The sequence below is a fragment of the Comamonas sp. lk genome (assembly GCF_900564145.1).
GTDB lineage: Bacteria > Pseudomonadota > Gammaproteobacteria > Burkholderiales > Burkholderiaceae_C > Comamonas.
Genome location: NZ_UOOB01000001.1, coordinates 3,924,922 through 3,943,893, shown reverse-complemented (window position 1 = coordinate 3,943,893; position 18,972 = coordinate 3,924,922). Strand labels below are relative to the sequence as shown.

Annotated in this window: 17 protein-coding genes and 1 riboswitch; of the genes, 8 read left to right on the top strand and 9 right to left on the bottom strand. The window is 62.4% G+C overall.

The window, feature by feature from the left end; all coding sequences use genetic code 11:
- Positions 1–72: 72 nt before the first annotated feature.
- From EAO39_RS17980 to rpsT, 3 genes are all read right to left on the bottom strand, one after another.
- Positions 73–1,449 (bottom strand): MATE family efflux transporter, encoded by a 1,377-nt coding sequence (locus tag EAO39_RS17980; protein WP_120970245.1) that lies wholly within the window; start codon positions 1,447–1,449, stop codon positions 73–75.
- Between the two features lie 86 nt (positions 1,450–1,535).
- A complete protein-coding gene (gene mqo / locus EAO39_RS17975; RefSeq protein WP_120970242.1) occupies positions 1,536–3,242 on the bottom strand; it encodes a malate dehydrogenase (quinone) in 1,707 nt (568 codons plus the stop codon).
- Positions 3,243–3,594: 352 nt separating this feature from the next.
- Positions 3,595–3,888, bottom strand: a complete 294-nt coding sequence (rpsT, locus tag EAO39_RS17970; protein ID WP_120970239.1) for a 30S ribosomal protein S20 — start codon at positions 3,886–3,888, stop codon at positions 3,595–3,597.
- Between the two features lie 208 nt (positions 3,889–4,096).
- On the opposite strand from rpsT, the gene murJ reads away from it, so the two are divergent.
- On the top strand, positions 4,097–5,662 hold the full coding sequence (gene murJ, locus EAO39_RS17965) for a murein biosynthesis integral membrane protein MurJ (RefSeq protein ID WP_120971238.1): 1,566 nt from the start codon (positions 4,097–4,099) through the stop codon (positions 5,660–5,662).
- A 111-nt stretch (positions 5,663–5,773) separates the two neighbouring features.
- Positions 5,774–6,622: a transglutaminase-like domain-containing protein gene (locus EAO39_RS17960; RefSeq protein ID WP_120970236.1), complete on the top strand. Its 849-nt coding sequence runs from the start codon at positions 5,774–5,776 to the stop codon at positions 6,620–6,622.
- 270 nt (positions 6,623–6,892) lie between these two features.
- Here EAO39_RS17960 and EAO39_RS17955 read toward each other — a convergent pair whose 3' ends face one another.
- Positions 6,893–7,954, bottom strand: a complete 1,062-nt coding sequence (locus tag EAO39_RS17955; protein WP_120970233.1) for an AI-2E family transporter — start codon at positions 7,952–7,954, stop codon at positions 6,893–6,895.
- A 28-nt stretch (positions 7,955–7,982) separates the two neighbouring features.
- Positions 7,983–9,035 (bottom strand): phosphoribosylformylglycinamidine cyclo-ligase, encoded by a 1,053-nt coding sequence (purM, locus tag EAO39_RS17950; RefSeq protein ID WP_120970230.1) that lies wholly within the window; start codon positions 9,033–9,035, stop codon positions 7,983–7,985.
- A gap of 343 nt (positions 9,036–9,378) precedes the next feature.
- Here purM and hda point away from each other — a divergent pair, with 343 nt between their 5' ends.
- From hda to folK, 4 genes are read left to right on the top strand one after another with little or no spacing between them, the layout of a single operon-like run.
- The gene (hda, locus tag EAO39_RS17945; protein WP_346427111.1) at positions 9,379–10,077 is read left to right on the top strand and encodes a DnaA regulatory inactivator Hda; all 699 of its coding nucleotides are present in this window, start codon (positions 9,379–9,381) and stop codon (positions 10,075–10,077) included.
- A 60-nt stretch (positions 10,078–10,137) separates the two neighbouring features.
- Positions 10,138–10,842 carry an HAD family hydrolase gene (locus tag EAO39_RS17940; protein WP_120970223.1) on the top strand — a complete coding sequence of 235 codons (705 nt, stop codon included), beginning with the start codon at positions 10,138–10,140 and terminating at the stop codon, positions 10,840–10,842.
- Entirely contained in the window at positions 10,839–12,425 is a 1,587-nt protein-coding gene (gene pcnB / locus EAO39_RS17935; protein ID WP_120970220.1) for a polynucleotide adenylyltransferase PcnB, read from the top strand. The genes EAO39_RS17940 and pcnB overlap by 4 nt, the downstream gene beginning before the upstream one ends.
- Positions 12,418–12,921, top strand: a complete 504-nt coding sequence (gene folK, locus EAO39_RS17930) for a 2-amino-4-hydroxy-6-hydroxymethyldihydropteridine diphosphokinase (protein WP_120970217.1) — start codon at positions 12,418–12,420, stop codon at positions 12,919–12,921. The genes pcnB and folK overlap by 8 nt, the downstream gene beginning before the upstream one ends.
- Before the next feature lie 117 nt (positions 12,922–13,038).
- Here folK and EAO39_RS17925 read toward each other — a convergent pair whose 3' ends face one another.
- A complete protein-coding gene (locus EAO39_RS17925; protein ID WP_162989608.1) occupies positions 13,039–14,007 on the bottom strand; it encodes a tripartite tricarboxylate transporter substrate binding protein in 969 nt (322 codons plus the stop codon).
- Between the two features lie 120 nt (positions 14,008–14,127).
- Positions 14,128–15,174, bottom strand: coding sequence for a CDP-6-deoxy-delta-3,4-glucoseen reductase (locus tag EAO39_RS17920; protein ID WP_120970211.1), 1,047 nt, complete (start codon positions 15,172–15,174; stop codon positions 14,128–14,130).
- Between the two features lie 95 nt (positions 15,175–15,269).
- Between EAO39_RS17920 and EAO39_RS17915 the strand changes: the two genes are divergently transcribed.
- Complete coding sequence (locus EAO39_RS17915; protein WP_162989607.1) at positions 15,270–16,205, top strand: SDR family oxidoreductase; 936 nt, start codon at positions 15,270–15,272, stop codon at positions 16,203–16,205.
- Between the two features lie 7 nt (positions 16,206–16,212).
- Here the strand turns inward: EAO39_RS17915 and EAO39_RS17910 are convergent, their stop codons facing one another.
- A complete protein-coding gene (locus EAO39_RS17910) occupies positions 16,213–16,935 on the bottom strand; it encodes a DUF4124 domain-containing protein (RefSeq protein ID WP_240467047.1) in 723 nt (240 codons plus the stop codon).
- A gap of 142 nt (positions 16,936–17,077) precedes the next feature.
- Positions 17,078–17,689, bottom strand: coding sequence for a hypothetical protein (locus tag EAO39_RS17905; RefSeq protein WP_240467046.1), 612 nt, complete (start codon positions 17,687–17,689; stop codon positions 17,078–17,080).
- Between the two features lie 245 nt (positions 17,690–17,934).
- A riboswitch (FMN riboswitch) is annotated at positions 17,935–18,093 on the top strand.
- A 98-nt stretch (positions 18,094–18,191) separates the two neighbouring features.
- Between EAO39_RS17905 and EAO39_RS17900 the strand changes: the two genes are divergently transcribed.
- Positions 18,192–18,734 (top strand): 6,7-dimethyl-8-ribityllumazine synthase, encoded by a 543-nt coding sequence (locus tag EAO39_RS17900; RefSeq protein WP_120970202.1) that lies wholly within the window; start codon positions 18,192–18,194, stop codon positions 18,732–18,734.
- Positions 18,735–18,972 lie beyond the last annotated feature (238 nt).

The window sequence follows — 18,972 nt, the reverse complement described above, 5'->3', positions numbered from 1 at the left end:
CCAAAGCACCGCGCAAACGACAAAGGCTTCCAAGGGAAGCTTTTTTTGTGCCTGTCTTTGCCTGCAGCGGGCTCAGCGGCCGGTGTTCGCCGTAGCTAGCAGACGGGCTTCGCGCCAGGGGCCCCAGCGGTAATAGGCCAGGGACAGCAGCATGGATACCAGAGCGCTGAGCGGAAAGCTCCACCACAGTGCATCCAGTCCCCACAGCGGCTGCAGCCCCCACGCCAGGGGCAGGCGCACACCCCATAAGGCCAGAGCCAGGATGGCCAGCGGTACCAGCACGGCACCTGTGGAACGCACGACTCCCGCGAGCACGCCGCTCACGCCCAGCAGCACAAACGAGAACAGCACGATGCGATTGAGGTGGCGCGCCGGCTCCAGGGCGGCGCTGCCTTCGGGCAGAAACCAGGCCAGCACCGAGCGGTCGAAAGCCAGGATCAAGGTCACGCAGCTGCCGGTCAGCAGCAAGTGGCAGATCACGCCGGCGCGTGCCGTGCGGGCCACGCGCGGCCAGTGACCCGCGCCCACGTTCTGGGCGGCGATGGTAGCGCAGGCCGAGGCCACGGCAATGGCCGGCATCTGCACATAGGCCCACAGCTGCAGGGCCGCGCTATAGGCGGCCGAAGCCTGGGCTCCGTGGCGGTTGACCAGGGTCAGCATCAGCACCAGAGAGAGTGCCACCAGCAGCATCTGTAGTCCCATGGGCAAGCCCTTGGTGATGAGGCAGCGCACCAGTTCGGGCGTGGGTCGCAGGTAGCGGCGCTGGCGCCAGCCTATCCACAGCGGAGTCCGCCGCCAGCGCAACCAGGCCAGCAGGCCGATGAGGCCCAGGCTGTTGGCCACCAGAGTGGCCAGGGCCGATCCGGCCATGCCCCAGCCCGGCAGCGGGCCGGCGCCGAAGATAAACAAAGGGTTGAGCGCTGCATCGCCCAGGGCCACCGCCAGCAGGGCGACAAAAGGCGTGCGGCTGTCGCCCGTGCCGCGCAGCACGGCGGCCACAAAGATCAGCATCAGCATGGGCGGCAGTGCCAGAAAGAGCGCGCGCAAATAGTCCACGGCCAGGGCGGCGGTGGCGGGGGTGGCGCCCATGGCGCTGAGCAGGGGCTCGGCCAGCGGCCAGCCCAGGGCAGTCATCAGCAGGGCTGCACCCAGAAACAGGCCGGCACTGCTGCCTGTGATGCGGCGTGCCCGTGCCCAACGGCCGGCGCCCACGGCCTGGGCCACCAGCAAGTTGGTGGCCTGGCTGATACCGAAGATCAAGGCGATCAGCACAAACAACAGATTGTTGGCATGTACGGCTGCAGACAGGGCGGCTTCGCCCAGGTGGCGTCCAATCCAGAAGGCGTTGACCGAGGTGTTGAGCGACTGCAGCGCATAGCCGCCCCACAGGGGCAGGGAAAACTGCAGCAGGGTGCGGCAAATGGGGCCGTGGGTCAGAGAGCGGGGCATGGCAACAAGGGGCGGCAGGGTGCGAGCCCCAAGAAAAAGCCCCGCACGGCGTGGGCCGTGCGGGGGCTGTGCAGGAGAAGCAGTGCTTAGAGAGCTTGCATTTCCTTGTTCAGCTGTGTGGGGTTTTGCGGCGCAGCGGGGGCGGCGGTAGGCGCAGCAACGGGTGCATCGGCCTTCTTGCCCACGGTCAGCGGTACGTCCACATAAGGCAGCTTCAAGGCAGAGCTGGTCATGCGGCGGATCTCGTTGGTATAGGCGGCATCCTCATTGATCTTGCGACCGTAGGAAGGCACGATCTGCTGGATCTGGGCCTTCCATTCGGCGCCGGCCATCTGCTCGGGGAAGGACTTCTTGAGCAGGTTCAGCATGATGTGAGGTGCGGTGGAAGCACCGGGCGAAGCACCCAGCAGGGCGGCAATGCTGCCGTCTTCGGAGGCAACGATCTCGGTGCCGAATTGCAGCACGGCACCTTTTTCCGCGTCGCGCTTGATGATCTGCACCCGTTGACCGGCGGTGACCAGCTTCCAGTCCTCACGCTTGGCATGGGGGAAGTACTGGGCTAGCACGGCCTGGCGGTCTTCGTCGGTCAGCTCGGCTTGTTGCAGCAGGTACTGAACCAGATCCAGGTTGTGGATGCCGACGCGCAGCATGCCCATCAGATTGTCATGGTTGACCGAGGAGAACAAATCCCACCAGGAGCCGTTCTTGAGGAACTTGGTCGTGGCCAGGGCGAAGGGTCCGAACAGCATCACGGGCTTGCCGTCAAGCTTGCGGGCGTCCAGATGAGGCACGGACATGGGAGGCGAGCCGGTGGAGGCAATGCCGTAGGCTTTGACGTCGTGGCGGGCAGCCAGTTCGGGGTTCTCGATGGCCAGGAATTGACCGCCCACGGGGAAGCCGGCGTAGTTCTTGGATTCAGGGATGCCCGAAGCCTGCAGCAGCTTGAGTGCGGCACCGCCAGCACCCACGAACACGAACTTGGCCTTGACGGTCTTTTCCTTGCGGCCATCGGCCAGGTTGGCCACGGTCACGTTCCAGGTCTTGTCGGCGTTCTGGCGCAGGGCCGTGACTTCGCTTTGCAGGTGCAGATTGAAGTTGGGGCCTTGCTTGAGCGAGGCCACGAGCTGCTCGGTCCAGACGCCATGGTTCACGTCGGTGCCCAGGGGCATATAGGTGGCGGCCAGCTTCTGGCTGGCATCGCGGCCTTCGATCATCAGCGGAGCCCACTTCTTGATCTGTTCCTGGTCTTCGGAATACTCCATGCCGTAGAACAAGGGGTTCTGGATCAGGGCCTGCTGGCGCTTTTTCAGGAAGGTGATGTTGTCCTCACCCCAGACAAAGCTCATGTGGGGTGTGGGGTTCACAAAGGTCTCGGGCGACTGCAGGTGGCCGCGGCCGATCTGGTGGGCCCAGAACTGGCGCGTCACTTCGAACTGCTCGGCAATGCCCACGGCACGCTTGGTCTCCACGCTGCCGTCGGGCAACTGGGGCGTGTAGTTGAGTTCGGCAAAGCCGGAGTGACCGGTGCCGGCGTTGTTCCAGCCGTTGGAGCTTTCCAGGGCCACGCCGTCGAGGCGCTCGAAGACCTCGATCTTCCAGTCAGGCTGCAGCTCTTGCAGATAGGTGGCCAGCGTGGCGCTCATCACGCCGGCGCCCACCATCACCACATCCACGGGCTGCTCGTTCTCGGCCTTGGGGACGGAGCGGGGGAACAGCGGCCAAAATAAAAACAATAGCGCGGCCAGGATCAGGACTGCGAGAGCTCCCAATCCTGCTTGGATCGACTTTTTCATGATTTCTTCTAGGGCTTGACGACAAAAAAAGCCTGCATTCAGTCGGCAGGCTTTTTGCGAAGATACAGAGAGCAGTCCTATAGAAGACACAAGACTCTCCGACCCTGAGATTGTCCTAGGGAAGCCGGAATTTGACGCTAATCAATTGGTAGTAGTGCGATTCATGCCCTGTGCGGGCGGGTGCCGGTGAAAGCGGACGGCTGCGGCGCTTTCTGCAAAAGTGTTGAATTTCGGGCACAAAAAAACCGCCCGAAGGCGGTTTTGATGTTTTGCTGACAGCGCACCTATTACAAACGGCAGAGGGCTTTGATGTGAATCTCAGCTCTCCGTGCTTGAGAGAGGGTTGCCGGTATTAAGCGGCGAGTGCCAGGGTCTTAACCTTGGCGGACAGACGGCTCTTATCGCGAGCAGCCTTGTTCTTGTGGAAGATGCCCTTGTCAGCGATCGCGTCGAGCACGGACTGAGCCTTGGCAAACAGTTCAGCTGCCTTGGTCTTGTCGCCGGCCACAACAGCCTTTTCGACGTTCTTGACAGCGGTACGATACTTGGAACGCAGCGAAGTGTTGGCTGCGTTCAGCTTGACGTTCTGGCGAGCGCGCTTGCGGCCAGAAGCCAGACGGGGGTTCTTTTTGGCTTTAGTTGCCATGATTTAATTCCTTGTGTTTGAGGATGATGTCAGCAAAGCCGAAGATTCTACCACGGCTGTCCGCCAGGGTTTGGGCCGACCCATCCAGGTCCCTAGTGGGCGGTAGCAGCGGGAGAGTTGCTACAGAGTGCAAAACCAGCACGGATACTGGTTTCAAATGGCACAGATCGGCCAGCAGCCCCGGCTGCGAACGCATACACTTCGCTGCGTGTCACTGTTCAAAGCCGCCTCCACCGTATCCCTGCTGACGCTGGCCTCCCGTATTTCCGGGCTGGTGCGCGATCTGCTCATGGCCTCCATGTTCGGGGCCAATGCCCTGACAGATGCGTTCAATGTCGCATTCAGAATTCCCAACCTCTTCAGACGGCTTTTTGCCGAAGGTGCTTTCAGCCAGGCCTTTGTGCCCGTGCTGGCCGCCAGCAAGGCCAAGGAAGGCGAGGAGGCCACGCGCCAGCTCATCAACCATGTAGCCACCATCTTGTTCTGGGCTCTGGTCGTGGTCTGCGTGCTGGGCGTGATCGGCGCGCCGCTGCTGGTGTGGTTGCTGGCCAGCGGCATGCGCCAGGCGCCTGAGGGTTACCACGCTGCGGTGGTCATGACGCGCTGGATGTTTCCCTACATCGGTTTCATGTCGCTGGTGGCGCTGTCGGCCGGCATTCTCAATACCTGGAAGAAATTTGCCGTGCCTGCGGCCACGCCGGTGCTGCTGAATCTGAGCATGATTGTGGCGGCCGTGTTTGCCGCGCCCTGGTTTGGCCGCCACGGCATCGAACCCATCTATGCCATGGCCGGTGGCGTCATGCTGGGAGGTGTGCTGCAGCTGGGCGTGCAACTGCCGGCGCTGATGAAAATGGGCCTGATGCCGCGTATCGGTTTTACGCCCGGCTCCTTGCGCGAGGCCTGGGATGAGGCCGGCGTGCGCCGCATTCTGTCTCTCATGCTGCCTGCCTTGCTGGGCGTGGGCGTGGCCCAGATTTCGCTGATGATCAATACGCAGATTGCCTCGTACATGGCGACCGGCAGCGTGACTTGGCTGTTTTATGCCGATAGGCTGATGGAATTTCCCACTTCGCTGCTGGGTGTGGCCCTGGGCGTGGTTTTGACCCCTCAGCTGGCAGCAGCCAAGGCAGCCGGCGATTTGCAGCGCTACTCCAATATGCTGGACTGGGGGCTGCGTCTGGTCGTGCTGCTGGCCGTGCCCTGTGCGGTGGGCTTGCTTACTTTTGCCACACCGCTGGTGGCAACGCTGTTTCACCGCGGCGCCCTGCAAGACCACGATGTAGGGCAGATTGCCCTGGCGCTGATCGGCTATGGCGTAGGCCTGCTGGGGCTGGTGGCCATCAAGGTGTTGGCTCCGGGCTATTACGCGAGTCAGGATATCCGCACGCCGGTCAAGATTGCGATTGCCGTGCTGATCATTACCCAGTTGCTCAATCTGGCTCTGGTGCCCTGGCTGGCGCATACGGGGCTGGCACTGTCCATCGGCCTGGCAGCACTGGTCAATGCCAGCTGGCTGCTGATTGGCCTGCTGCGCCGTGGCGTGTACATGCCCGGCCCTGGTTGGCTCAAGCTGCTGGCACAGGTGACAGCCGCCAGCATCTTGCTGGCCGCGCTGCTGCTATGGGCCAATCAGCACTTTGACTGGATAGGCATGCGTGCCCATGGCTTGCAGCGTGCCGGCCTGCTGACGGCGCTGATGCTGGCCGCTGCCGCTCTGTACTTTGGCGTGCTGCGGATTGCCGGTCTGAACTTGCGTCAGCTGCTGCGGCGCTAATCCCTGCGGGATGTCAACTCATCAAAAAGTGAGCGCCATGCGCCTGTCCTATATGCGTGTTGGTGCAGTTCTGACTTGCAGTCAGGTTTAACTAGGCATACAAAGCGGCTTATGAGCTGGACTATTGATGAGCACCCCACGGCCCTGCAGTACTTTGCTTCCCTGGTGCAAAGCGATGAAAACTTTGCGCTGATGGAAGCGGCCATCAGCATTGCCCAGGATGCCGAGCCCGATCTGGACCTGCAAACCGTGGTGGCCGAGATGGATCGCCTGCAGGTTCGCCTGCAGCAGCGCCTGGCCGGCGAGAGCGATGCGCTGCAAAAACTGAGCCTGCTCAACCGATTCTTCTACGTCGAGCTGGGTTTCGCCGGCAATCTCAACAACTATTACGATCCGGCCAATAGCTATATCCACCATGTGCTGCAAACGCGGCGCGGTATTCCCATCAGCGTCGCACTGATCTGGCTGGAGCTGGCCGCAAGCATTGACCTACCGGTCGAAGGCATCAGCTTTCCGGGCCACTTCATGGTCAAGGTGTTGCTGCCCCAAGGGCAGGTGGTGCTGGATCCGCTCTCGGGCGAGTCTTTCTCCGCCAATCGATTGTCCGAGCGGCTGCAGCCGTTTCTGGACGATGCCGGCATCACCTCCGACGAAGCTGCGCCTCTGGGGCTGTTTCTGCAATCGGCCAAGGCGCGCGACGTGGTGGAGCGCATGTTGCGCAATCTGCAGGAGATTCATCTGTCCCAGCGCGACTGGCCCATGCTGGTGGCCGTGCTCAACCGCCTACTGCTGCTGCGCCCCGAGATGGCTGAGCTGTACCGCGACCGCGGCCTGGCTTATGCCGAGTGGGGTGTGGCGGATAGAGCGCTATTGGATCTGGAGCGCTATGCGCAGACAGCGCAAGGGAAAGAGGCGGTTTTTATTGAAAAAACCATGGAAAATCTGCGCAAGGAAGGCTGAGGCTTAGAACGTGTTTACGATCTCCTCGGCGCCGTGCCAGCACCTGCGGGGTAGGATGCTAGGCGCGGGTGCGCAGCAAGGCTGTTGCCTTGCAAGTGACCGCAACACCGCAGACGGCCCGCAAAGGCATTGGCCCAAAGGGTTGAGGCAAAATCGGGCGATTTCTTCGCGCTGCGGCTTGCTTGCACCCCGGTGCAAGCTGCTCCACACCGCTTCGAACTCATCCCGATTGCGCCTCAACGCGGCTGCGTAGAGATCGTAAACACGTTCTCAGACCAGTCTCACGGCTTCCAGCTCTTTCTTGAGGTAGGCGTAGAACAGCGGCGCAGCCACCAGTCCGGCAGGGCCGAACACCGATTCGGCCACAAACATCACTGCCAGCAGCTCCCACACGCCCATATGAGTGCGCGTGCCCACCACCTTGGCGTTGATCACGTATTCAGCCTTGTGAATCAGGATCAGAAAGCCCAGGCAGGCGGCGGCAGCCACCGGGGACACCGACAGACCCACCAAAGTGAGCACGGCATTGCACAGCAGATTGCCGACGATGGGAATGAGTCCGGCCAGAAAGGTCAGGGTGATCAGAGCCGGGGTATAGGGCAGCTCCAGCTTCCAGATGGGCAAAATGGCCAGCAGAAAGATGGAAGTCAGCAAGGTATTGAAGGCCGCAATCCAGAACTGGGCCGCCACAATCTGCTTGAAGGCCAGACCAAAATACAGAATGCGCTGCCTGAGTGCTTGCACCAGCGGCGGGCGGCGCGTGGAAATGGGGCGTACGGCAGCCAGGGCGCCAATGATCAGGCCCACATAGGCGTAGAGCAGACCGGTCAGCCAGGCGCGGCCTGCATGGGCCACCACACCGGCTTTGGCGGCCAGATAGCCGGCCAGCTTTTGCTGAATTTCCTCGGCACCATGGGGCAGCTGGGCGCCCATGTCGGCAGGCAGCTTCTCACGCAACTCCAGCACCGTGGCGGCCAGATAGTCCAGCAGCTCCTTGTACTGGGCAGGTGCTTCGGTGATGTAGGTGCGGGTGTGTGAGAGGGCGCCGCTCAGCAAGGCCAGGGGCGCCAGAATGACGATGGTGGTGGCCAGGACCTGCGCCCAGCGCGGCAGCAGATTGCTTGCGCGGGCGCGCGGGTTGGCGCGGGCCAGCAGACGCGAGAGGCTGCGCGTGAGCACAAAGCCCAGGCACACGCACAACAGGCCTGGCAGCAGGCCCTGGTGCATGACCAGCAGCAGCGCCGCCCCCATCAGAAGGTAACTGGCCAGAACTACCTTGGAAGAGGGTTCTGGTGAAGAGGTCACCAAGGCGGCGGGCAGATGCTGCGGCATGCGCGGTTTCAAAGGGTTGAACTAGGAGTTAGCGTACTTCAACCGCTTGGCCTTGGCCACGTTCTGCAATGGCACCGATGGTGTAGACCTTCTCGCCCAGCTCGGTCAGAGTGGCTGCCGTGGCTGCAGCGTCTTCGGCTGCCACCACCACCACCATGCCGATACCGTTGTTGAAGGTGCGGTTCATCTCGATATCGTCAATGCCGGCGGTTTTCTGCAGCCAGGCAAACAGTTCGGTCTGAGGCCAGCTGCCGGCCGTCAGGTGGGCGGCCGTGCCGTCGGGCAGCACGCGAGGAATGTTTTCCAGCAAGCCGCCGCCGGTGATGTGGGCCAGCGCCTTGATGGGGTGCTTGTCCAGCGCTGCCAGCACGTTCTTCACGTACAGGCGGGTGGGTTCCATGATGGCGGCCTTGAAGGGCTTGCCGTCCAGGGTCTCGGGCACGCTGCCTTGGGCTTCGGCGCGCTCGATGCACTTGCGCACCAGCGAGAAACCGTTGGAATGCACGCCGTGCGAGGCCAGGCCCAGCACCACATCGCCAGGCTTGACGTTCTGACCGGTCAGGATCTTGGACTTTTCCACGGCACCCACGGCAAAACCCGCGAGGTCGTATTCGCCAGCGGGGTACATGCCGGGCATTTCAGCGGTTTCGCCGCCGATCAGGGCGCAGCCGGACAGCTCGCAACCCTTGGCAATGCCGCCGACCACGGCTGCGGCAGTGTCCACATCCAGCTTGCCGCAGGCAAAGTAATCGAGGAAGAACAGGGGCTCGGCGCCTTGCACCAGCACGTCGTTCACGCTCATGCCCACCAGGTCGATACCCACGGTGTCATGCATATTCCACTCGAAAGCCAGCTTGAGCTTGGTGCCCACGCCATCGGTGCCGGAAACCAGCACAGGCTCCTTGTAGCGCTTGGGGACTTCGAACAGGGCGCCAAAACCGCCGATGCCGGCCATCACGCCTTCGCGCATGGTCTTCTTGGCCAAGGGCTTGATGCGTTCGACCAGTGCGTCGCCAGCGTCGATATCAACACCAGCGTCTTTGTAGGAAATGGGGGTAGAGGAGGATGCAGAAGAGCTCATCGATGAATCCGGTGCAGGTGTGCCCTGGGTGGGCTAGAACCCCGGGATTCTACGGCTCCTGCCGACTTGGCGTGCGGGCAAGGTGTAGCATCAAAGGGTTTTGCTGGACCAATGCCTATGGCAACGGCATGAGCGTGGTGTGGCGAAAACAGCGGCTTCGCAGCCAACAGGGCGCGGCGCAGACTAAAATCAGACATTTTCTATCTCCGCGATCCGGGTCATGAGGCCTTGCGCAGGACTTCCGTATTTCCCATCCATTGATGCTGCTGACGACATTTTTGCCTGACTCTGCTGCATGGGCCGCCTCGGGCCTAGGGAAGGGGGCGCTGCGCGTATGCCGCAGATGAAGCAGCTGGCCTTGAATATCAGCATGGCGTCGAGCCCGACGCTGTCGCGTTTCTTTGTCGGCCCGAATGCCGCAGTGATCGATCACTTGCGCCATTGGGTGGGCGACGGTCAGCTGCAACAATCGCGTACGCCGGTGCCCACCTATCTGTGGGGCGAGTCCGGGTCTGGAAAAACCCATTTGCTCAAGGCGGTGCGCGAAGCGCTGCGCGAGCAGGGCGCCATGGTGGGCTGGATGGATGCGAGCACGGGCTTTCCGCCAGAGTTTGACGAACGCTGGGCTGCCGTGCTGATGGATGATGTGGATCTCTACACGCCCTTGCAGCAGGCCCGGGCCTTCAACTGGTTTGTCAACGCCACCAGCCCCGCCACCGGTTCGCCGCGCTGGGTGCTGGGTGCCGGGCAACTGCCCGTGGCAGACCTGAAGCTGCGCGAGGATTTGCGCACCCGGCTGGGCTGGGGCCATGTGTTTCAGCTGCAACTGCTCGATGAGCCGGCCCGTCGTGCCGTCTTGCGTCAGGAAGCCGACGTCCGCGGCGTTTTTCTGAGCGACGATGTCATGGATTACATGCTCAGGCGTTTCTCACGCGATCTGGGCAGCCTGATGCAACTGCTGGACATGCTGGACGGTTTTGCCTTGCGCAACAAGCGCGCCATCACCATCCCCTTGCTCAAGACCATGATGGAAACTGAGTGACGCCGCGTGTGTCGTATTCCGCTCTGGCGCTGCCGGAGCCTGTTTTTATGTTGGATTTGCATGTCGACTTCTTCTGATTTGCCGAACAAGCCCAAGCTGGCCTTGTTTGACCTGGATCACACGCTGCTGCCGCTGGATTCCGACCATGGCTGGGGCGAGTTCTCCATTGCCATTGGCTGGTGCGACCGCGAAGCGTTCGGCCGCCAGAATGACGCCTTCTTTGCCGACTACCAGGCCGGTCAGCTCAATGTGCCAGACTATGTGCGCTTTGCCACGGCCGCCGTGGTGGAGCGCGGTCAGCAAGCCTCCGACGCAGCGCACCAGCGTTTCATGGACGAGGTGATCCGGCCCGCCATGCAACCTGCGGCCATGCAACTGGTGCAGCAGCACCTGGATGCAGGCGACACCGTGGTGATTACCTCGGCGACCAATGAATTTGTGACCCGTCCGATTGCGCAGGCCTTTGGCGTGCAGCACCTGCTGGCTACGGAACTGGTGCGCGATGCGAGCGGCTGGTTCACGGGCGAGATCGAAGGCATACCCAATATGCGCGAAGGTAAGGTGCAGCGCATGCAGCAGTGGCTGGCAGACCGGGACCTGACCTGGGATGGCGTGGAAACCACTTTTTACAGTGACTCGTGGAACGATGTGCCGCTGCTGGAGCGTGTCAATCATCCCGTGGCCACCAACCCCGATGAGCGGTTGCGAGCTTTGGCTCAGGAACGCGGCTGGCGCATCGTGGACATATTTAGCAAAGCACCATGATCAAAACGTTTATCGACAAGCTGCTGGGCAAAGAGCCCTCGGCCACACGTTCGCGCAAGCCCAAGTTCGGCAAGCGCGACGAGGTGCCGGTGCAAGTGCACGGCATTGACCCCAATCTGGTGGACCACCGTGCCGTGGATGTGGTGCAGACATTGAAGGATGAGGGCTACGAGGCCTACATCGTGGGTGGCGCGGTGCGCGATCTGCTGCTGGGCCTGCGTCCCAAGGATTTCGACGTGGCCACTAATGCCACGCCCGAGCAGGTCAAAAGCCTGTTTCGCCGCGCCTTCATCATCGGCAAGCGCTTTCGTATCGTGCACGTGGTCTACGGCCGCGGGCGCGAGAACGAAGTCATCGAAGTCTCCACTTTCCGCGCCTTTCTGGACAACAGCGCTGCTGAAGCCGTGAGTGGCAACGAGCGCACCAGCAAAGTCCAGCTGGCCAGCATGAAGCATGCGGTGGATGCCAGCGGCCGTGTGCTGCGCGACAACGTCTGGGGTCCGCAGGACCAGGATGCCACGCGCCGCGACTTCACCATCAACGCCATGTACTACGACCCCGAGACACAAATCGTGGTCGACTATCACGGCGGCATTGCGGATGCCAAGAAAAAAGTGCTGCGCATGATTGGCGACCCGGCCACGCGCTATCGCGAAGACCCGGTGCGCATCATCCGCGCCGTGCGCTTTGCGGCCAAGCTTGCGGGCAAGGGCTTCAAGCTCGATGCCAAGACGGCCAAGCCGCTGGTGGAATGCGAGCCCTTGCTCAACGATGTGCCGCAAAGCCGTTTGTTTGACGAAATGCTTAAGTTGCTGCAGACCGGCCATGCCATTGCCTCGGTGGAACAGTTGAAGGCCCTGGGCCTGTCGCGCGGCATCTATCCCTTGCTGGACGTGGTCATGGAGCGTGCAGACCACCCGTTTGTGCAGGCCGCCCTGATCGATACCGATCGCCGCGTGGGCGAAGGCAAGCCTGTGGCGCCGAGCTTTCTGCTGGCCTGCGTGCTCTGGCAGGACGTGAAGACCGGCTGGGAAAAGCGTCTGGCCAAGGGCTCGCATCCTTTCCCCGCGCTGCAGGAGTCGATTGACGAAGTGTTTGACGCGCGCATTGGCGATGTGTCGGGCCGCGGCAAGCTGGCGGCGGACATGCGGGAAATCTGGGTCATGCAGCCGCGCTTTGACAAGCGCACCGGAGCCACTCCGCTCTCCCTGGTGGCGCAGCCACGTTTTCGTGCCGGTTTTGACTTTTTGCGCCTGCGTGCCGATGTGGGCGAGATCGAGGAAAGCCTGGCCGCCTGGTGGCAGGAGTTCCAGCAGGCCAATGATGCCGTGCGCGAAGACCTGATTGCCCAGGCCCGCGACGAGCAGCGTGCCCGCCAGCGTGCCCAGCAATCGAGCACACCCAAGGCGCCGCGTGCACCCCGTGCCAAGGCTGTGCGTGAAGACGGTGCTGTGGCTGACTCCGCAGAGCCGGCCATGCTGGATCAGGTTGCAGAGGATGGAGGCGCTCCCAAGAAGCGCCGCCGCCGTCGCCGCAAGCCTGCTGGCGCCGAGGGTGCCGGCAGCAGCGGCGGCAATGAGTAAGCCCCTGGCCGTACTGCCGCCGAATACGGTGGCGGTGGGCTTGGGTGCGAATCTGGGCGATGCAGGCCAGGTGCTGCGCGAAGCGGTGCTGGCCATGGCCCGCTTGCCGCAGACGCAGTTGCTGGCAGTGTCTTCGCTCTACAGCACGGCTCCCGTGGATTCTTCTGGCCCCGACTATCTGAATGCCTTGGCCTTGGTCGAGACGCAGCAGGCGCCGCAGGAGTTTCTCCATGCGCTGCAGGCGCTGGAGCTGGCCGCCGGCCGCGAGCGGCCTTACCGCAATGCACCGCGCACGCTGGACCTGGATATTGAACTCTGGGCGGACTGGCAGTCAGAGGCTGCCGAGCTGCTCGTGCCGCATCCGCGCATGTGGGAGCGGGCTTTTGTGCTGGTTCCGCTGGCCGAAGTCGTGCCGCAATGTGTAAGTGCCGCGCAGCTGCAGGCCGTGGCCGACCAGGGGATTGAGCTCAAGTCCGGCCCCGATTGGTGGCGCTGATGATTTATTCCTGATTTGATAGCTGCTTGCGCTTGTTCCTCAAGCGATGGAGGCTAAAAACATCAAAGCCCCATGGCCTTGCAGCGACGGGGCTTTTTGCTGGCTGGCGCAGGGGTATCAGTCCACCTTGGCGCCGGAGGCCTTGACGATGGGCTGGTACTTGGCGCGTTCGGCAGCCATGAACTTGTCGAACTCGGCGGGCGTGGAGCCCACGGGTTCGGCCATCAGCGTGTTGAAGCGGGTCTTGGTCTCGGGGGCGTTCAGGGCGTCGTTGAAGGCCTTGCTCAGCTTGTCCAGCACCGGTTTGGGTGTGCCGGCAGGAGCCACCAGACCCCACCAGGTGTCAATGGAGAAACCGGGGTAGGTCTTGGACAGGGGAGGCACGCCGGGCAGCAGCGGTGTGGCATTGAGCGATGTCACGGCCAGCGCCTTGAGCTTGCCGCTCTTGATATTGGGTGCGGCGGCGGCTAGGTTGTCGATGTTGAAATCAACCTCGCCCGACAGCAGGGCCAGCTGTGCCGGATTGGCGCCACGGTAAGGTACGTGCAGGGCAAAAATACCGGCTTTCTGCTTGAGCATCTCGCCGGCCAGATGGCCTGCAGAACCATTGCCGCCACTGCCGTAGTTGAGTTTGGCAGGATGGCTTTTGGCGTAGGCGATCAGATCGGCCACGCTGTGGATCTTGAGCTGCTCGGCCTTGGCGGCGTTTATCACCAGCACATTGGGTACGCGCACCATTTGCGTGATGCCGGCAAAGTCCTTGCCTGCGTCGTAGGGCATCTTGGAATAGAGCCAGGGGTTGACGGCGTGCGTGGCCGTGGCTGCCAGGCCTATGGTCATGCCATCGGGGGTGGCCTTGGCCACGGCATCGGCACCGATGTTGCCGCCGGCTCCGGCCTTGTTGTCGATGATGACCACACCCAGAGAATCACGCACCCGCTCGGCCAGTGCGCGCGAGGTGATGTCCAGAGGACCACCGGGCGCATAGGGCACGATCAGACGGATGGGTTCTTGGGCCAGGGCAAGAGGAGAGGCCAAGGCAGCTGCGGCCGCCATGACCGAGAGAAGGCTGTTTCTACGGTTCATGGCTGTGTATTGTGCAAAAAATTGCAACCCTATCGGTGGGCGCAGTTATTGAGGCAGGAAAACTGCGCGCAAACCCTGGTTCGAGATGCTTTGACTCCAGGGTGTGCTTGAAGGCGCTGTTTACTTGTCGGCTTCGGAAGTAAAAGCGTCGGCGAAGAATTCCTCTTCCGGCAGGCCGCGATCCTTGATGTAGGCGCTGCGGGCCGAATCCACCACCACGGGTGCGCCGCAGGCATAGACCTGATAGCCGGAGAGATCGGCAAAGTCGTCGAGCACGGCCTGGTGCACAAAACCGGTGCGGCCGGTCCAGGCATCCCCGGCCTGGGCGTCGGAGACCACGGGCACGTACTGGAACTGGGGCATGTCGGCCGTGTGCTCGGCAATCCAGCTGGCGTAGTACAGATCTTCCGGACGGCGGCCGCCCCAGTACAGCGAGGTGGGGCGGTTGATGCCCTTGTGGCGCATGTGCTCGATCAGCGCCTTGATGGGCGCAAAACCGGTGCCCGAGGCCAGCAAGATGATGGGCTTGTCCGAGTCCTCGCGCAGGAAGAAGCTGCCGAACGGGCCTTCCACGCGCAAAATTTCCTTTTCCTTCATGGTGCCAAACACATGGTCGGTGAACTTGCCGCCGGGCATGTGGCGGATATGCAGCTCGATGCCGGGGGCGGTTTCCTGCACATGGGGTGCCGTGGCCATAGAGTAGGCGCGGCGCGAGCCGTCGCGCAGTATGAATTCCACATACTGACCGGCGTGGTAGCGGAATTTCTCGCTGGCCGGCAGCTGCAGGCCCACTTGCATCACGTCAGACGATTTTTTTTCCAGACCCGATACGCGCACCGGCATCTTCTTGATTGGGAAAGAGCTGGCGTCCGTCACCTGGCGCGACTCGAGCACCACGGGCGTGTGAGGCGTGGCGCAGCAGGTCAGCACATAGCCGGCGGCCTCTTCCTCGGCAGACAAGGCCTTGTCGGAGTGCGCGCCGTGGCTCACTTCGCCGCTCAGCTTCTTGCACTTGCAGGAGCCGCAGGCGCCATCCTTACAGCCATAGGGCAGGCCTACGCCGGTGCGTATGGCTGCGGCCAGAATGGTTTCGGAGCCCTGAGTGGCAAATGCTCGGCCGCTGGGCTGAACGGTGATCTCGTAAGAGGCGTGGGCAATCTCGGTCATGACGTTTTTGGTTATCCTTGAACGCGTTTCTTGTAGTCATGCCTCTGCCGCAACCGCAGCAGCGTGGATGACCACCTACGCAGCAGGTCTCAATTTTGCCCTCAAATCAAAACCCATTGGGCGCGCTGCCGGCGCGCTTTCGTCGTGAACGTGTGCTCATCATCGGATGTGGCGATGTGGGGCAGCGCGCTGCACGGGTGCTGCAACCGGCCGGTCGCAGCGGCCGCGGCGTGGCCCTGCTGGCGCTGACACGCGATGCCAGTCGTCAGGATGCGCTGCGCGCCAAGGGCATCCGCCCTTTGCTGGGCGATCTGGATCAGCCAGCCACGCTGCGCCGCCTGGCCGGTATTGCCACGCGGGTGCTGCATCTGGCGCCGCCGCCTAGCACCCAGGGCCAGGCGCTGGATCCGCGCACCATGGCCTTGCTGCAGGTGCTGCGCTTGCGCAGCCAGCCTCTCAGCCTGGTGTATGGCTCGACCTCGGGAGTCTATGGGGACTGCCAGGGGCAATGGGTGGCCGAGTCCCGCTCGGTCGCACCTGCCACGGAGCGGGGGCTGCGCCGGGTGAATGCGGAGCGGGCCGTGCGTTTCGCCGGCCGCTCAGGGCTGCGCGCCAGCATCTTGCGCATTCCCGGCATTTATGCGCCGGATCGGGAAGGCGGCACACCGCGCGCGCGATTGTTGCGGGGCACGCAGGTGCTGCAAGCCGATGACGATGTCTATACCAACCATATCCATGCCGACGATCTGGCCCGCGCCTGCGTGCTGGCCTTGTGGCGCGGCAAGGCCCAGCGCATCTATCACGTCAGTGACGACACGCAGCTCAAGATGGGAGATTACTTCGATCTGGCGGCCGATCTCTACGGTTTGCCGCGCCCGCCACGCATTGCGCGAGAGCAGGCCGCAACAGCGCTTCCCGCCACGCTGCTCAGCTTCATGAGCGAGTCACGCAGAATGCGCAACCAGCGGCTCAAGACCGAGTTGCGTCTGGCGCTGCGCTATCCCGCGGTGCTCCAAGGGCTGAAGGAGTAACGGACTCTCAGGGAATGGGGTGCACGCCGCCTCGGTCGTCATAGCAACGGAACACATTGCAGTTGACGATTTTGGCGGGGGGGAGCGACGGCACTGGTCGTAATGGAGGACGCAGATGGGGCCGTCCGTAACCGAACTGCGGGCGGTTGATGGCATTGGGCTGTAGCGCCCGTGTTTGCTGCAACTGCTGATAGGCCGCTGCGCCCAGGCAGCTCATTTCCATCTGCTGCTGGGCAGCTTGGCTGCGCTCTCCCCAGGTGGCCGGATCCGGATTGGCTTCGGCCAGTATGCTGTTCAAGCGTTCCCTGGCCTGTCTGCAGGCGGGGGTGTTTTCCAGGTTGCCGCTTTGCGCCAGGGCTTTTTCTTGCGCAGCGCGCTCTTTGCGTTCCTGCTCCTCGCGCTGGCGGCGCTGGGCTTCGTCACGTGCTATCTCGGCCTTGCTGCGTTCCCGGGCAGCGGCGGCTTCGGCACGCTCTCTGGCAATCTCCTCTGGGCTGCGTGGGGCCTGCACCAGTTGCGCGGCCTCGCCAGCCAGACAGCTGCCATTGGTATAGGTGACTTCACCGGTTTTGGCATCGGTGCAGCGCATCACCTGGGCTTGCACGGGAGCAGCCAGGCACAGCGCCGCAGCCCATGCCGCCCAAACCAGTTTTGATGCAAAGACCGGACGGCGAGAGGAAATTTGAGAGGTCACCATATCAAACCGTAGGAGTTTGGAATGCACTGTCATGGCTCAAATCCTTTGAGCTCGGGTTCAATGCCTGCAAATTATGGTGTGCTTGCCGTAAAAATAAAAACGGCTTCAAGTCTGCGGGTTCGGAATGGCTCCAAGGAGTGGTTTCGAGTCTCGTTGTCAGATCTTGCAGACCTTGTTAGCGCCAGTCCCCGCGCGGAGGGAAGGCGTGCGGTGTGCGATTTTCGCGTTCACTTGGTCGGCGCTCTGGCTCCTGCTGCTGCGGGCGATTCTGGCGCTCCTGATCGCGCTGCATCCACTGCGGGCCGCGTTGACTTTGCTGCTGCTGCTGCTGCTGGCGCTCACGGTCACGGCGCTGCTGTTCCTGCATGCGTTGCTGGTCGCGCTGCATTTGCTGCTGATCGCGTTGTTGCTGGGCGCGGTCGCGCTCCTGCTGGCGCTGCCATTGCTCGCGTTCGCGAAATTGCTGCTGTCGCTCCCGGTTGATTTCACGTTCACGGGCCATTTCCCATTGGCGGCGATCTCGCTCGCGCTCAAAGGCATTCCAGTCGGGGCGCTCACGATAGGCCGGATAGGCAGGGTAGACCGGCTGTGCCCCGTAAATCGTGGTGGTGGAGACGCTGCCGCTATAACCTGAGCCACCGCCATAGCCTGAGCCATAACTTCCGCCGTAGCCGGAATCGTATCCAGACGGCACTGCGCAGGCTGCAGTCAAAGCAACCAGGCCGACGGCTGCCGCAAGGCGGGCTGCTCGGCTGGTGATCACGCGGGAAATCAAGGCCTGGTTCATGTGCATGTCTCTAGGGGTTGCGGCCCGGCAAAAGCAGACCGCTTATGTGTTGTTTAACGCTTGAAGCAGGTCGTCAGTTGACTTGGGCTGCTCTGGCAAGCCAGGAGGCTGCGTCGAGTGCATGCGGGCGGCTGACGCCGGGGTGACCCTGATGGCCGAATCGGTGCAAAAGCATGGCTAGAATGGTTTCGTTTTCCGCAAATTGCAGGCCGCATCTCGGTAGCCTGCTCCGATTTTGCGGAGCAAAGCGTTCTCAGGGCGGGGCGAAATTCCCCACCGGCGGTATCTGCAGCCCGACTGCAGCAGCCCGCGAGCGCCTGCAGGCCCGGTTAGGGTCTGCAGGGTCAGCAGATCTGGTGAAATGCCAGAGCCGACGGTCATAGTCCGGATGAAAGAGACCGCGCAGCACTTTTCATGCAGGGTGCGCAATCGCTTGCGCTGCCGCATGGCGGGATGTCTGCGCACGCCCTGATTCATTGGCCATATCGATTGAAGGCAAACCATGAATCAGACCCCTATCTCAATGAATTTCGAAACTCACGCCACTTCTCAGGGCACTCCCTGGAAGGCCGTGGCCAGCCGCAGCCGTATTGCGGTCATCAGTGCCAGCTGGCACACCGATGTGGTGCATCAGGCCCGCGACTCCGCACATGCCGAGTTGCAGGCGCAGGGCGTGCCCGCCGCCAATATCCAGCATTTCAACGTGCCCGGCGCGTTCGAAATTCCGCTCCTGGCCAAGAAGCTGGTGCAAAGCGGCCGCTTTGATGCGGTGATTGCCTGTGCGCTCATCGTCAACGGTGGCATCTACCGCCATGAATTCGTGACCACAGCGGTGATTGACGGCTTGATGCGGGTGCAGCTGGATTCGGAAGTGCCGGTGTTCTCGGCCGTGCTCACGCCGCGCGATTTTCATGAGCACGGCGATCATGTGGAGTTCTTCCGCCAGCATTTTGTGAAAAAAGGCGTGGAAGTCTCCCACGCCTGCCTGGCCGCGCTGGAACAACTGGCCCAGGTCGAGGCTCTGGGCCAGGCCAAGGCTGCCTGAATCCGTTTCGCTTGAAGCCGCTGCCTTGCTGCCACGCATGACTCCGGTGTGGCGGCAGGTCTGGCGCAGGGTTTGAGAGCAGGCCAATGCAGCACAGCTTTCAGCGTCTGCCGATCCATGAAAACGCTGATTGTTGTGCCGGTGTCGCAGTCCTGAGCCCCTGGCGATTGCGCCATTGCCAATATGCGGTGCGCAGGCATAAGGTTGCAGCTTGTCTCAACCGAGTGGAGTGCACAAT

Coding starts and splice junctions, on each gene's coding strand:
- EAO39_RS17980 (WP_120970245.1), bottom strand. CDS start 1,449: ATGCCCCGCTCTCTGACCCACGGCCCCATTTGCCGCACCCTGCTGCAG.
- mqo (WP_120970242.1), bottom strand. CDS start 3,242: ATGAAAAAGTCGATCCAAGCAGGATTGGGAGCTCTCGCAGTCCTGATC.
- rpsT (WP_120970239.1), bottom strand. CDS start 3,888: ATGGCAACTAAAGCCAAAAAGAACCCCCGTCTGGCTTCTGGCCGCAAG.
- EAO39_RS17960 (WP_120970236.1), top strand. CDS start 5,774: ATGAGCTGGACTATTGATGAGCACCCCACGGCCCTGCAGTACTTTGCT.
- EAO39_RS17955 (WP_120970233.1), bottom strand. CDS start 7,954: ATGCCGCAGCATCTGCCCGCCGCCTTGGTGACCTCTTCACCAGAACCC.
- purM (WP_120970230.1), bottom strand. CDS start 9,035: ATGAGCTCTTCTGCATCCTCCTCTACCCCCATTTCCTACAAAGACGCT.
- hda (WP_346427111.1), top strand. CDS start 9,379: ATGAAGCAGCTGGCCTTGAATATCAGCATGGCGTCGAGCCCGACGCTG.
- EAO39_RS17940 (WP_120970223.1), top strand. CDS start 10,138: ATGTCGACTTCTTCTGATTTGCCGAACAAGCCCAAGCTGGCCTTGTTT.
- pcnB (WP_120970220.1), top strand. CDS start 10,839: ATGATCAAAACGTTTATCGACAAGCTGCTGGGCAAAGAGCCCTCGGCC.
- folK (WP_120970217.1), top strand. CDS start 12,418: ATGAGTAAGCCCCTGGCCGTACTGCCGCCGAATACGGTGGCGGTGGGC.
- EAO39_RS17925 (WP_162989608.1), bottom strand. CDS start 14,007: ATGAACCGTAGAAACAGCCTTCTCTCGGTCATGGCGGCCGCAGCTGCC.
- EAO39_RS17920 (WP_120970211.1), bottom strand. CDS start 15,174: ATGACCGAGATTGCCCACGCCTCTTACGAGATCACCGTTCAGCCCAGC.
- EAO39_RS17910 (WP_240467047.1), bottom strand. CDS start 16,935: ATGACAGTGCATTCCAAACTCCTACGGTTTGATATGGTGACCTCTCAA.
- EAO39_RS17905 (WP_240467046.1), bottom strand. CDS start 17,689: ATGAACCAGGCCTTGATTTCCCGCGTGATCACCAGCCGAGCAGCCCGC.
- EAO39_RS17900 (WP_120970202.1), top strand. CDS start 18,192: ATGAATCAGACCCCTATCTCAATGAATTTCGAAACTCACGCCACTTCT.